The following is a 13,506-nucleotide window of genomic DNA, read 5'->3' as shown; positions in this document are numbered from 1 at the left end:
ACGCAAAATGCATATCGAATTTTCCCGTCACGGTCGAAAGTCGCAGCCCGGTCTGTTGATCGAAAAAACCGCTAATCCCCATGGTGCTTCCAAGGAATTTTGAAAAAGAAAGCGTCCTTCTCTCCAAGGGGAAGGACGCTTTGCATTCGGTTTGAATCGGATGCTTTGCGAAGGAGGCGAAAAGTTTGCCCGACTCCGCGCCGGAGGGTCGGATAAGGCCCCAAAACCATGAACCGGACAGCCACGGCCGTCCGATGGACGGCTTCTTGGGCCGGATAAGGCCCCAAAACCATGAACGGTTTCCATAACCTTGTTCTTTTTTGGCCGAAGGTCAAGGACAAGAAAATTCACCTTCAATAATTGTCGCTGAAAGCGTGCAATTCCTGGAACCGGATCAAGGACAGGAAAGTTCACGTTCAATCCAGCAGCGGAAAAAGGTTTGGCGCTCTTTTTCATGCGACGCCTTTCACGTTCAGTGCTGCAGCAAAAAGGAGCCCTTTCCCGAAAACCTTCGGGAAAGGGCGGAAAACCTCAATTTCAATGGCAAGTTGTTCGGATCACGTCTTGGTTCAGCTGACGGCAGGAAAGCGAATATTCAATTGCTGACATCCCTCTTTGTAAAGAAGAGGAAAGCCAACACTTGAAAAACGATGAAGTAGATGGTCAGCATCGTGATGGAAAAACCCATGGTCATCCCCTCCACCATCGGCTTCCCTTCCAGGTAGGCCATCAGATTCGTATTGGCGAACAAGATGTATTTGGCCCAATCGAATTTCATGGCGAAGAAGGAGGTGATCGTATCCCCCGCCAGCAGCAAGAAGACGGAGATGCCGATGGCGGTCCCGCTGGAGCGGAAGATGGTCGAAATCATGAAGGCCATCGTCGCGAGGAGCAGGACGCCCACGGAATTGAGCAAATAGGACTTCGCCAAATAGAGCAGCTGGCTTTGTTCCACCACTTTTCCGTCGGCATAGGATAAATGGATCTGGCTTCCCCCGTCGCCCGGGCCGAACAGGACGGCGCCGACCGCCACGGCGCTGATGAAGAGCAGGGCGAGGACGATCAGCATGAACAACAGCACCATGACATATTTGGCCAATAAAATTTTCCATCGTTTGTAAGGCTTGATGATCAACGATTTGATCGTCCCCCAGGAGAATTCATTGGCGACGATCCCGGCGGCGACGATGATGACAAACAGGCCGACGATCGTGATGTAGGTTCCGGAATCGCCGATAAAACTCCACATATTGTAGTCCGACGGGGGCAGGTCATGGGCGATCCGGTATTCGTTGATGGCGATTTCGTCTTCAAATGCCGCCCGCATGGATGCCGGCATTTCTTCCAAATCCTTTTTCATTTGTTCGGTTTCCTTGGCCAATTCCTCTTTCCAATTGTCCTGTGAAACGGGTTCGTCGAGGGAATTGAGGTATTTGGTTAAAAAACCTCCTCCGACCACGATCAGGATCAAAAACAGGAACATGGCATAGGTGCTTTTTCGCTTAAAGATCTTGACAAATTCGTTTACGATCAGGTTACCCATTGACGGCTGCCTCCTTTGCCGCGGTGATTTCCAGGAACCGGTCTTCCAAGGTTTTCCGCAAAGGTTTGACTTCGTAAATCAGCAAGTTTTCTTCAACCAGCCATTTGATGACGTCGGGAACTTGTTGTTTCGCCAAGGCCGCCTCCAATTTCTGCCCGTCGGCCGCCGCCTCGATTCCTTTGCTTTTCAGGACGTTTGCGGCCCGATCGGCGTCATTGACGGTGAAACGGTAGGTCTGCCTTTCCGCGTCGCCTTCCCCGTGCACCTTTTGCACGTCGATCAAACGGCCCTTTTGCATGATGGCCACCCGGTCGCACATCAATTCCACTTCGGAAAGCAGGTGGCTGGAGACGATGACGGCCAAATTTTTCTCCCTGGCGAGGGAGCGCAAATAGTTGCGGATTTCCCGGATTCCCGCGGGATCGAGGCCGTTTGTCGGCTCATCCAGGATGAGGATTTTCGGATCGTGCAAAAGACAGAGGGCGATGCCGAGGCGCTGTCTCATGCCCAAGGAATAATTTTTCACTTTGTCATGGATCCTGGGGGTCAGGCCGACCAGATCGATGATTTCATCCATCCGTTCTTTCGTTACGCCCTTTGCCAAGCGGGCGGCCTGTTTCAAGTTTTCATAGCCGGTCAAAAACTTGTACATTTCCGGATTTTCAACGATCGCGCCGATCTGACGGACGGCATTTTCAAAGTCGCTGGCAATGCTCCTCCCGTTGATCAAAATTTCCCCAGAGCTGATGCGCATCAGTCCGGTCATCATGCGCATCGTCGTCGTTTTCCCGGCCCCGTTCGGGCCGAGCAGGCCGAATACTTCCCCTTCGTACACGGAAAAGCTGATGCTGTCGATGATTTTTTTCCCGCCGATGATTTTTGTGACGTTTTTCAGTTCCACAACCGGTTTCATACCGCTTCACTCCCTTTTTCCCGAATCGTTCTTTTGTACCATTCCGCGACGGAAAGCCCCTGGTTTTCCCGCAACGCTTCCACGACTTGATGATCGAGGAACCGGCCTCTGCGGATGGCGACCACCTCGTCGAGGATCGGTTCCAGTTCGTCGATTTCGTGGGTGGCTATAATGACGGTCTGTTCATGAAAATTGATGTAGTTCAGCAGACTGTTTACGATCGATTCGCGGACCAGGGCATCCAATCCGGAGAAGGGCTCATCCAGGAGGATGACCGGCACGTTTCTCGCCAAGGCGAGCACGAGTTTCAACCGGCCCCGGTTTCCTTTGGACAACTGTTTCATTTTCTTATTTTCCGGCAACCCCATATCCCGCAACAGTTCTTGCGCTTTGACCGGGTCGAAGTCGGGGAACTGGGATCGGTAGAAGGAGACCATTTGTTTAACGGTGAAGGATTCGTAAAACATATCCAATTCGGTTAAATAAGCAACTTTTCGGCAAATTTTCCTCGTGACCCGCTCGCCGTCCACGGCGACCGTCCCCGCGCTCGGGTAGACCAGGCCGGCAGCCATCTTCAGGGCAGTGGATTTTCCGCTTCCGTTCGGGCCGAGCAGCCCGTAAATTTTTCCCTTGTCAAAGCGGAAGCTGAAATCGCGCAGGGCATATTCCGAGCCGTATCTTTTGGTTGCCCCGGAAAATTGCACGGTCATTTGTCTTCCCCCCTTTCCAGGTACTCTTCCAAACTTTTTACGATTTCCTTTTTGCCGAGCCCCAATTCCATCATATTTTTCACGAATTGGCCGATGATTTCCTTCTGCATGGTTTGCATCAGCTCGTCAACGATTTCCTGCCGCTCGACGACAAACGTCCCTTGCCCACGCCTCGTCTCCACGATTCCCATCCTCTCCATTTCCATATAGGTCCGTTGGATCGTATTCGGGTTGACCCCGGCTTGTATGGCCATCTCCCGCACCGACGGCAATTTGTCGCCGGGCTTGATTTCCTGACGGATGATTCGCCGGAAAATTTTTTCGGCGATTTGCATATAGATCGGTTTGGAAACCTCGTATTCTTTATCCACCGGCGGTCACACCTCCACTTTTTTGTCCAGCAGCTTGCTCGCGCCGTAGAACAAAAGGAGGGACAATAAGATGAAATAAATCAGGCCGCCGACGGAGATGGGCATGTGGTCGATTTCGACCGACCAGCCTTTGCCGCTGAAGTTGAGGGAAGGGGTGCCGGAAACCTTCACTGAAGGTTCCATCCATTTATGGACGAAATCCAGTTTCATGACACGGGATTCAATGTAACAGTATAGGAGGAAGATCGCCGAGACGATCAGCCACCGGAGATGTTTCAACTGGGGATATTTCCCCAATGAATGGTAAACCGTCCAGAGAAAAGCGGACCAAAGGGAAAAGATGACGGCGACGCCGGTAATCAGGAAATGGATGGAGAACGCTTCCCCGATCGGAATCCGAGGGGAAAAACCATGTTTTTCCAGCCAGAGGTTGAAAAGGATCCCCGCCAGGATGAAAAGGAGATGGGAAAGCAGCTGGAACAGGAAAGCGGCGGCCAATTTGCCGAGGAGCAAAAGGCTGCTCGGCTGCGGATTATAAAGCCATAATTGGGTCCGCCCTTCGACCCGCAGCAAACCCAGCAACATGGCGGGCATGAAAAAGAGCAGGAAGATCATGGACAACATATAGAAGGGGACGAAGGCAGTCGGCATATCGTACCGGAGGCCCAGTAGAAAGACGGCGAGAAATATGAGGGCCATAAAAATGACGGAAGTCAAATACCAATATCTCGCGAGCAATAATTCCTTTTTCACCAATCCGATGAACGGCTCCATGGAAAATCCTCCAATGTATTAGTGTACTATATAAATAGTACACTAATACAAATAAGGTGTCAATGAATTTTTTCCAAATCAATCCATCGGATACCTGAAATCGGGGACCGCCGGCACCGCCGACCTTTCCCGGAACCATTTTGCGGCGTCTCCCTCGGCGCCGGGTTTTCTTTCAAGCCCTTTCCCCCCTTTGTCCGCTTCATGCCGAAAACGGACCGGACAGGGATGGACGTTTCTTGGCCTGGCTTGGGCAGGGACGATCCGCCTCACCGGCTGGGGAAAGAGGGGGCTTGGGAGGACGCTGAAAGAAAGCATGGGGTGTCAGGAAACAAACCGGCCAAATGCCCGGTTCCGGGAAGAGCCGGTTTAGGAAAATGCGGAGGCAGGCGGCCGTTCCGTCAGCATGGGGCAATCAGACGTTAAAAATGCCGGTCCGGATGGACCGCAACAAACGCTCAAGAGGAAAGGAGCAAAGGAGCCGGGAAGGTTTTCCCGGTTTCCGGATAAAAGGAAAAAGCCTCCCGGCCAGGCCCTTCCGCCCGGCCGGCAAAGGGGCGGCGGGGGAAAATCACCGCCGGCCGGTTCCCGATGGCATGTGCCGGTCAAAGGGTTTTCCCTTCCATGAATTGGGTTTGATACAGCCGGTAATAATGCCCTTTCTTTCGAAGGAGCTCTTCGTGATTCCCCGCTTCGACGATTTTTCCGTGATCGAGGACGAGGATTTTGTCCGCGTTCCGTACCGTATTCAGCCGGTGGGCGATGACGAAGCCGGTCCTTCCTTCCATGAGCCGTTTCAGCGCATCCTGGATCTTCAGTTCGGTGACCGTGTCGATATTGCTGGTCGCTTCATCCAGGATATAGATGGCCGGTTTCCGCAAAAGGGCCCTGGCGATCGAAAGGAGCTGTCTTTGCCCCTGGCTGATGCCCGATCCGTTTTCGTCCAGCATCGTGTCGTAACCCATCGGGAGTTTCATGATGAAATCATGGGCGTTGGCGTCCTTGGCCGCCTGCACCACCTCCTCGTCGGTGGCGTCGAGCCTGCCGTAGCGGATATTTTCCTTCACCGTCCCCCGGAACAAAAAGGTGTCTTGCGGCACGAAGGCCATATGTTCCCGCAGGCTGGACCGCTTGACCGACCGGATGTCCCGTCCGTCGACGGTGATTTTACCGCCGTCGCAGTCATAGAAACGGGAAAGCAAATGGATGATCGTCGTTTTTCCCGCGCCGGTATGGCCGACGAGGGCGACCGTTTCCCCGGGTTTTGCCTCGAAGCTGATGTCCTTTAATACGGGTCCGTCCCCATAGGAAAAAGTGACGTTTTCGAATTTCACGTGGCCCCGGATTGCCGGCAGTTCAACGGCATTTTCTTCATCGGTTTCTTCCTCAGGTTCATCGAGGACTTGGAATACCCGTTCGGCTCCCGCGACGGCGGAAAGCAGGAGATTAAACTGGTTGGAAAGATCATTGAGCGGACGGGTAAATTGCCGGGCGTATTCGGTGAAAATGACGATCATCCCGACGGTGGCCAGATCCGTCCTGATGGCAAGGAATCCCCCGATGAAGGCGATCATGCCGAAACTCAAAAAATTCAGCGTGTTCATCACCTTCGGCGTAAAACCGGCGATCGTCTGGGCCCAAAAACCCGACAGTTTGAGGCTTTCGTTTTTTTCTTCAAATTGCCGGATGACCAAATTTTCCAAGGAATAGGTTTTGACCACATGCTGGCCGGAAAGGATTTCTTCCACGAAGCCGTTCACCTGGCCCAGTTCCCGCTGCTGCACTTTATAAAGGGGGCCGGTCCGGTTCGTGATCCACCGGATCCCCAGGTACATCAGGGGGACGACGCTCAGCGCGACCGCGGTCAGGACGGGGCTTAAAAGGACCATGACCACGACGGTGCCGGCCAACGTCAGGACGCTCGACAGGATTTGAATGACGGATGAATTCAAGACCATATTGACGTTGTCGATGTCGTTCGTCAAACGGCTCATCAGTTCCCCGTGCTGCCGTTTGTCAAAATAGGAGATCGGAAGCCGGTGGAATTTTTGGAACAAATCTTCGCGCAAATCTTTGACCGTGTTTTGGGAGATTTCGATCATCCAATAGTTTTGCAGGAACAGAAACAAGGAATGGAAGAGAAAGACGGAAACGAGACCGAGAAGAAAGGGCGCGAGCCCTTCGGCATCGCCGACGACCATATAGCGGTCGATGGCCGTTCCGACCAGGAACGGGCCGAGCAGGCCCAGACCGGATGTGAGAACGACCGTCGCGGCCACCAGGGCCAATTTTCCCTTTTCCCGGGCCAAATACCCCCAAATCCTTTTCAGCGTCTTCGGCATATTTTCCGCCCTTTTCTTTTTAACTTCCCCTCGGGCATGAACGGGAATCCTTTCATATTGGAAGGGGGCTTTCAAAGAATTAGCGGGCATAATGCCACTCCTTTCCGGATTGGGATTCGGCGATTTTTCGGTACAGGGGGGAGGCTTCCAGCAATTCTTCATGGGTCCCGAGGGCGGCGATTCTGCCGTCGTCGATCAGACAGATCTTGTCGGCCATGCGGGCGGTGGAAATTTTTTGCGTGATCAGGATCGTCGTGCACCGGTAGCGCCGGATCGCCTCCAGCAGCCGGGATTCGGTTTCCGCGTCCAACGCGCTCGTGCTGTCATCCATCAGCAGGATTTTCGGTTTTCTTACCAGCGCCCGGGCGATGGAGATCCGCTGTTTTTGTCCCCCCGATAAATTCACGCCTTTCTGCCCGACCCTCGTGTCATACCGATCGGGAAAGTTGCAGATGGCGGCGTGGATTTGGGCGTCCTCGGCAGCCCGGATAATTTCTTCCTCAGCCGCTCCCGTATTTCCCCAGGCGATGTTTTCCCGGATCGTCCCGGAAAAAAGAAAGGGGGTTTGCGGGATGAAGCCGATGCCGTTCCGCAAGTTTTTGACCGGATAGGCGGTGATCGGCGAATCGTCGATAAGGATTTCCCCCGATTGCACGTCAAACAGTCTCGGCAGGAGGAGGAAAAGGGATGTCTTTCCCGCCCCGGTGGCTCCGATGATCGCCAGCTTTTCTCCGGGGTTTACGGTAAAAGAGATATCCTTCAGCACCGGTTCGTCCTTGTCGGGAAAGGAAAAAGTGACATGGCGGAATTCCACCTTCCCCTTGGTGACCGCCAGATTCGGATCGGCCGCTCCCGTTTCCTCCGAAACGTCCCGGATCCGCATAATTTCGCCGATGCGGTCGGCGGATGCCTTGGTCCGGGAAAAGGACGTAATGATGAAGGAAAACATGGACATGGACATGGAAACCCTCAAGGCGTAATTGACAACGGAGACCACCTGGCCCACATTGGTTTGGCCGGAACCGATCTGTTGGCTTCCGAACCAAAGGATGGCGGCTAAACTCATGTTCATGACGAAAAATAAGACCGGCGAAGAAGCTTCGATAAATTGGAAAGCGGTTCTCGTCGCCCGGGAAAGGTCTTCGTTGGCCCTTTCAAAACGGATCCGTTCGTAATCCCTGCGCCAAAACGCTTTGATGATCCGCATGCCGGCGAGGTTTTCCTGCATGACCCGGTTCAGTCTGTCGACACGGTCCTGCATGTTTCGGAACATCCCGCGGGAGACTTTAAACACCCAGTATAAGAAACCGATGAGAACAGGAACCGTAATGAGGAAAACCGCCGCAAGCCTTACGTTGACGACGAAGGCCATGATCACGCCGCCGATGACCGTAAGCGGCGCCTTCGCCATGATCCTCAGCGACATGAACACCGTGTTTTGGATCTGCCGGATATCGTTGGTAAAACGGGTGATCAGGGCGGAGGGAGGGTACTTGTTCAGGGTGCTGCAGCTGAAGGATTGCACCTTCCGGAACAGGCTGCTGCGGAGATCGTAACCGAAAGCGTAACTGACATGCGCCGAATAAAAAGAGTTCAGAATCCCCGCCGCAAAAGAAAGCAGGGCCGTCCCGATCATGATGCCGCCCCAGAAGGAAATCCGGTCCATATCTTTGGCCAAAACCCCTTCATTGATCATCCTTCCGAGGAAGTACGGGAGAAGGAGCTCCGCCGCAAGTTCGGTGAGCATCAGGGAAAAGGCCGCAACAGCTGCGGCTTTGTACGGTTTCAAAAAGGTGAAGATCAGTTTCACGGTAACCCTCCAGGAAGAATTGTTCCAATTTTTATACTATTATATCGGCAAAGATGGGAGATATCCAGCATTTTACTTCGCAAGGCGAAATATTTTTCGCGAAAAAAAAAAAAGAGGGGGGTCCCCTCTTGCGATTTCAGGCGCGGGAAATTAACATACCTTTTCTCCCGAAATATAAGTGGCAGCCACTTTCACCCGGTCCAGCCGATCGGGATCGGTGGTGAAAATGTCCTCGTCCAGGACGATAAAATCCGCCTCATAACCCGGCAACAACCTTCCGGTTTCGTGCAGGCGGCAGACTTCCTTCGCCTTTCCGGTAAAAAGCAGCACCGCTTGCTCCGGGGAAATTTTTTCCGCCCGGTTGATGTCTTGCCCGTTATAGGCCTTCCGGGTCACCGCCGCTTTGATGCTTGTCATGATCTTGTCCGGTTCGGCCCAGGTGGTCGCCGGGGCGTCGGTGGAGAGGGCCATGTATCCGTTCTGTTCGTACATCGTCCGCAAAGGATAGGCCAAGGAAAACCGTTCCCCGTCCAAATGGTTCCGGTAGCTTTCGTATTCGGCAAAGAAGAAAATGATTTGCGGAACGAGGGCGATTTTTTTCCCGTCCATTTTACGGAAAAATTCCGGACGCATGATCGAGGCGTGTTCAATGCGGATGGATGGGCCGTCGTCGATCCAGGGCTTGACCGGCTCAAAGATGCGGAGAATCTCTTCGATGGCCCGGTCGCCCATGGCATGGATCGCCAGCTGGATCCCGTTCCTTCTGGCGAATTCGGCGGCTTCCAGCAATTCTTCCTTCGTGCAAGTCCGCATGCCCTTTTCCTCCGTTCCCGGATACGGGGCTTTCATCCACGCCGTCTTCCCGGAAATCGTTCCGTCCATAAACAGTTTCACGCCGCCGATGCGGATGCGGCCGGTCAAATCCCTTTCTTCCAATCGGCGGATCCCCAATTCCTTCACTTCCTCCCAAAGCAGGTAGAGGACGAGCCGCTGTTTGAATCCCCGTTTTTCCGCTTTCCGGAAAAGGGACAGGTCGTTCCAGCGGCCCATCATTTCGGCGACGGAAGTGATGCCGAACCGGGCGAGCCGCCGTCCGGTGCGCACGATACCTTCGATCCGTTCTTCTTCCGTTTTTTTCGGTTTGGCGTTCTCGATGAGCCGATTGGCGTTTTCGATCATGATCCCTGTCGGATCCCCGTTTTCATCCCTTTCGATTTCCCCGCCGAAGGGATCGGCGGTGCTCTTGTCGATCCCCGCCAGTTCGAGGGCCTTTGAGTTGACCGCGGAGGAGTGAAAATCCGAGCGCATGACGTGGACGGGCCTTTCCGTCGACACCCGGTCCAGGTCGAAGCGGTTCAACGGCCGGCCGTCGAGGAGCTTTGTCTCATCCCAGCCCCAGCCTTCGATCCAGCCGCCATCCGGCGTTTTTTCCGCCTGCTTTTTTAAGGCGGCAATCGCTTCTTCGATATTCGTGACTTCGGGGATGGTGATGGCGGCCTGTCCGGCGATATCCGCAAGCAGGCGCGGATGGGCGTGGGCGTCAATGAAACCGGGAACGATGGTTTTCCCTTGCAGATCGACCGGATCGGGGGCGTCCACCTGTTCCGACGGGCCGATCCATTCGATTTTTCCGTCGGTGACCTTCATGGCCGAAACGAAATCCCTTTCGTTTTTCCCGGTAAAAATTTTTCCGTTCACAAAATATTGGGAAGGCATGCTGATCCTCCTTAAAGGCTCATTCGGATAATGGAATGCTGACAAGTTCATTGTATCACAAATTGAATCTTCGATACGGGGAGGGTGAAAAACCTTTTCCGGCAGAGCCTGCCACTGTCCCTTGCTTTGTTCCAATCGGCCCTTGGCCATGATTCGAGCCTTCCGCCAAAAAGCGGAATGGTGAAACGCGGATATCCCGGGGAACTTCCCGGGATTCCAGTTTAGGGCCAATCTTTTACGAAAAATTTATTCTGATAAAATAAAAAAAACTAAAAAAATGTTTTTTTGATAATATTTAAATATTTCAAAAGTCTGATATAATAATTTTGTACATAAATCATGAAATGAGGAGGAATCGGATGAGTGTAAAGGAATTAACCGCGCCGGATTTTTACAATTTTGTCCGGGATGAGGTCGAGCAATTTGCCGCCGATCCCGGGAGAATCGCGATCAAATATGTGACGGAAGACGGGACGTCCCGGCTGATTTCCTACCGGGAATTGATCGAAAGGACCAACCAATATGCCAACGCCCTGCGGCATCACGGGTTAAAAAAGGGAGACCGGGCGGTCGTCATCGTCCCGCGGTCGCCAGAGGCTTATTATTTGTATCTGGCCTGTTTGAAGGCCGGGATCGTGATCATTCCCTGCTCGGAAATGCTGCGGGCGAAAGATTTAAGCTACCGGATCAGCCATTCGGAAGCCAATACGGTCATCGCTTACTATACGTTGACTGCCGAAGTCGACCGGATCGGGGAACCGCTGCCTTCATTGAAAAACAAGTTTACGGCCGGCGAAGGGGAGGCGGACGGATGGATTTCCTTGACGGGGCTTGCCAATAGTGAAAGCGTTTACTATGAAGGAGAGAACACTGCCCGGGAGGATCTGGCCCTCCTGCCGTATACATCCGGAACGACAGGGAATCCGAAGGCGGTCGCCCATACCCACGGCTGGGCATACAGCCATTTGCGGATGGCCGGGAAACTTTGGCTCGATGTGCGGGAAGGGGACCTGGTTTGGGCCACCGCGGCGCCCGGCTGGCAAAAATGGGTTTGGAGCCCCTTCGTTTCGACGATCGGTTTGGGCGCCACCGCCTTCGTGTACAACGGAAAATTCCATCCGGAAAAATATTTGCAGCTATTGCAGGAACATGAGATCAACGTGCTGTGCTGCACTCCGACCGAATATCGGTTCATGGCGAAGCTGAACGATTTGTCCAAGTATTCCCTCCCGAAATTAAGGAGCGCCGTATCCGCCGGGGAGCCGCTCAACGCCCAAGTCATCGCCACGTTTAAGGAGCAGTTCGGCATCGATGTCCGGGACGGGTACGGCCAATCGGAAAATACGATGATGATCGGGAACCTGCCGGGCATGAAAATCAAACCCGGTTCCATGGGAAAACCTTTGCCGGGCTACGTTATCGACATCATCGATGAAAAAGGCGAACCGGTCCGACCCGGCGAAGTCGGCGATATCGGCGTCCACCGCAGCTTGCCGGCATTATTTAAAGAATATTATAAAGACCCGGGGAGGACGGAAGCGGCCTTCCGCGGCGAGTGGTACATTACCGGGGACCAGGCGAAGAAGGATGAGGAAGGCTATTTCTGGTATGAGGGCCGTTCCGATGACATCATCATCAGTTCCGGCTACACGATCGGCCCCTTCGAGGTGGAGGACGCGCTGACGAAGCACCCGGCCGTGAAAGAATGCGCCGTCGTCGCGAGCCCCGACCCGGACCGGGGAAGCGTCGTCAAAGCATTCATCGTCCTGCGGAATCCGGAAGATAAAAACCGGGAAGACCTCATCCCGGAGATCCAGGACCATGTGAAGAGGCTCACCGCACCGTATAAATATCCGAGAAAAATCGAATTTGTCGATGAATTGCCGAAAACCACATCCGGAAAAATCCGCCGGGTGGAATTGAGGCAAAAGGAGCTGGAAAATGCGAAACTGCAAGGATAAAAGGGGCGAGGGGGGGTACGAATTTTTTACTATCCCACTTCGTTCAAATAAAACCCCGATCGTTCCGTACGAATTTTGGGTGACAACCTTCTTCCCGCATGAATCCCTTTTGCAAGGCGAAGGGGATCCGAAGGAAAGGAGACCGGCCGCCGCAACCGCCCGTTTGCCAAACACCGGCCTCCCCGGTAAGGAAATTCGACCTTCGCCGGGCAACACCCATGGGGAAAAAGGCAAAAGGAATTCCCAGTTTTGGGGACGGTGGATCTCGCTGGGTAAAACCATCGGAGAAAAGGCCGGGTGGACGTGAAACGGAGGGAGATAAAAAAGGGGGTCTTCGAACGGTTCCGCCGTTCCCGTTTTTTCCGGAGATAAAGATCATGGAAAAAGCAAGGGGAAACGGCGGGTAAGATCCATGGGCCGGACCGGGGAACGGCACGATGCTGCGGAGAAAAGGGAATCCTTTCTCCGCATTTTGTTTTTCGGAAAGATTCATTTTAAATCCCAAACTTTCCTTCGCCTTGGAAAGCATCGTTTGGAGCTGACCCCCATTTTCCGCCAGGAGCCGGGCGGCCGTTTCGTCTCCCTGATCGATCGGGTTCAATTCTTCGTCCAGGTTGATTTCATAAACCTCTCCGTCTTTTTGCACCATAAATCCGTATTCGTAGCCGCCAATGAGCAAAGGCCAGATAATCAAACCTTCCATGCTTTCTTGTTTGGACACGCCCAGATGCCCGGTCAAGCTTAAATATCCCGGTTTTTTCTCGTTAAACAGGTACCCGTCGATTTCTTTGCTGTGCACGCCGAATTGGTTTTTTACGGCTTCCAAAAAGGGCTGATATTTGATTGTCGTGACCAGCCGCGAGATGGATATATAAAATAATATTCAGAATCTTCTGATAATATTCGGTGTTTTGCAAAACATTGGTTTTCGTAACGATCTGATCGGTCAAGCGATGTTCGTCAATAAAGCGGCTGAATGTTTCATCGTCGGCGATTTTGTACATGATGGCATGGAGATAGGACAATCGGGAAAGTTTATCCGTTTGCCCGATCCATGCATCGGCGGGGCGGGCCCGTAGAGGAAAATGATGACGGGATTTTTCACGACTTCCCGGCCGGAACTTACCGTTATCAAAGACAACGAGAAGGCCTTCAACTTATACAGAAAAATGGGATTTGTCCTGGAAGGGGAAAAGGTGCATTCACTAATCATCAATGGAAAGCCCGTAAATGAATAATATATATATAAATTGATGTAGAAAAAGGCAGTATCCGGGCGGTTCGGACGTTGGGCATTTCGGCTCCGTACAGAAAGGATTCCTTGCGGGAGAAGTTTTCCGAGAGCCGGTGCAAACAGATTAAGCCGGAA

The 13,506-nt window shown here is 53.1% G+C and carries 10 protein-coding genes and 1 pseudogene; 3 read left to right on the top strand and 8 right to left on the bottom strand.

The window, feature by feature from the left end; genetic code table 11:
• Positions 1 to 595: 595 nt before the first annotated feature.
• The 8 genes from A3EQ_RS0114035 to A3EQ_RS0113990 all read right to left on the bottom strand — a co-directional run bounded on the left by A3EQ_RS0114035 (position 596) and on the right by A3EQ_RS0113990 (position 10,176).
• On the bottom strand, positions 596 to 1,543 hold the full coding sequence (locus A3EQ_RS0114035) for an ABC transporter permease (RefSeq protein ID WP_020155812.1): 948 nt from the start codon (positions 1,541 to 1,543) through the stop codon (positions 596 to 598).
• A complete protein-coding gene (locus tag A3EQ_RS0114030; protein ID WP_020155811.1) occupies positions 1,536 to 2,456 on the bottom strand; it encodes an ABC transporter ATP-binding protein in 921 nt (306 codons plus the stop codon). The genes A3EQ_RS0114035 and A3EQ_RS0114030 overlap by 8 nt, the downstream gene beginning before the upstream one ends.
• Positions 2,453 to 3,166 (bottom strand): ABC transporter ATP-binding protein, encoded by a 714-nt coding sequence (locus A3EQ_RS0114025; protein ID WP_020155810.1) that lies wholly within the window; start codon positions 3,164 to 3,166, stop codon positions 2,453 to 2,455. The genes A3EQ_RS0114030 and A3EQ_RS0114025 overlap by 4 nt, the downstream gene beginning before the upstream one ends.
• Positions 3,163 to 3,537 carry a GntR family transcriptional regulator gene (locus A3EQ_RS0114020; protein ID WP_020155809.1) on the bottom strand — a complete coding sequence of 125 codons (375 nt, stop codon included), beginning with the start codon at positions 3,535 to 3,537 and terminating at the stop codon, positions 3,163 to 3,165. Before A3EQ_RS0114020 ends, A3EQ_RS0114025 begins: the two co-directional genes overlap by 4 nt.
• Positions 3,538 to 3,543: 6 nt before the next feature.
• Complete coding sequence (locus A3EQ_RS0114015) at positions 3,544 to 4,311, bottom strand: hypothetical protein (protein ID WP_020155808.1); 768 nt, start codon at positions 4,309 to 4,311, stop codon at positions 3,544 to 3,546.
• Between the two features lie 602 nt (positions 4,312 to 4,913).
• A complete protein-coding gene (locus tag A3EQ_RS0114000) occupies positions 4,914 to 6,740 on the bottom strand; it encodes an ABC transporter ATP-binding protein (protein ID WP_020155805.1) in 1,827 nt (608 codons plus the stop codon).
• Positions 6,730 to 8,460, bottom strand: a complete 1,731-nt coding sequence (locus tag A3EQ_RS0113995) for an ABC transporter ATP-binding protein (RefSeq protein ID WP_020155804.1) — start codon at positions 8,458 to 8,460, stop codon at positions 6,730 to 6,732. Before A3EQ_RS0113995 ends, A3EQ_RS0114000 begins: the two co-directional genes overlap by 11 nt.
• Before the next feature lie 150 nt (positions 8,461 to 8,610).
• Positions 8,611 to 10,176, bottom strand: coding sequence for an amidohydrolase (locus tag A3EQ_RS0113990; protein WP_020155803.1), 1,566 nt, complete (start codon positions 10,174 to 10,176; stop codon positions 8,611 to 8,613).
• A gap of 359 nt (positions 10,177 to 10,535) precedes the next feature.
• On the opposite strand from A3EQ_RS0113990, the gene A3EQ_RS0113985 reads away from it, so the two are divergent.
• From A3EQ_RS0113985 to A3EQ_RS23175, 3 genes and pseudogenes are all read left to right on the top strand, one after another.
• A complete protein-coding gene (locus A3EQ_RS0113985; protein WP_020155802.1) occupies positions 10,536 to 12,137 on the top strand; it encodes an acyl-CoA synthetase in 1,602 nt (533 codons plus the stop codon).
• 532 nt (positions 12,138 to 12,669) lie between these two features.
• The gene (locus tag A3EQ_RS22555; RefSeq protein ID WP_154652879.1) at positions 12,670 to 12,882 is read left to right on the top strand and encodes a hypothetical protein; all 213 of its coding nucleotides are present in this window, start codon (positions 12,670 to 12,672) and stop codon (positions 12,880 to 12,882) included.
• Between the two features lie 364 nt (positions 12,883 to 13,246).
• Positions 13,247 to 13,375 (top strand): annotated as a pseudogene (locus A3EQ_RS23175) (GNAT family N-acetyltransferase); the annotation flags it as partial.
• Between the last annotated feature and the right edge of the window lie 131 nt (positions 13,376 to 13,506).

The organism is Caldibacillus debilis DSM 16016, assembly GCF_000383875.1.
Classification (GTDB): Bacteria; Bacillota; Bacilli; order Bacillales; family Caldibacillaceae; genus Caldibacillus; species Caldibacillus debilis.
The sequence above is the reverse complement of the archived record's forward strand: the minus strand, read 5'-3'. Positions and strand labels throughout refer to the sequence as shown.

What these genes read in the sequence shown, in the direction of transcription:
- A3EQ_RS0114025 (WP_020155810.1), bottom strand. Translation starts at nt 3,166, where the DNA reads ATGACCGTGCAATTTTCCGGGGCAACCAAAAGATACGGCTCGGAATAT.
- A3EQ_RS0114015 (WP_020155808.1), bottom strand. Translation starts at nt 4,311, where the DNA reads ATGGAGCCGTTCATCGGATTGGTGAAAAAGGAATTATTGCTCGCGAGA.
- A3EQ_RS0114030 (WP_020155811.1), bottom strand. Translation starts at nt 2,456, where the DNA reads ATGAAACCGGTTGTGGAACTGAAAAACGTCACAAAAATCATCGGCGGG.
- A3EQ_RS0113985 (WP_020155802.1), top strand. Translation starts at nt 10,536, where the DNA reads ATGAGTGTAAAGGAATTAACCGCGCCGGATTTTTACAATTTTGTCCGG.
- A3EQ_RS0114000 (WP_020155805.1), bottom strand. Translation starts at nt 6,740, where the DNA reads ATGCCCGCTAATTCTTTGAAAGCCCCCTTCCAATATGAAAGGATTCCC.
- A3EQ_RS0114035 (WP_020155812.1), bottom strand. Translation starts at nt 1,543, where the DNA reads ATGGGTAACCTGATCGTAAACGAATTTGTCAAGATCTTTAAGCGAAAA.
- A3EQ_RS0113990 (WP_020155803.1), bottom strand. Translation starts at nt 10,176, where the DNA reads ATGCCTTCCCAATATTTTGTGAACGGAAAAATTTTTACCGGGAAAAAC.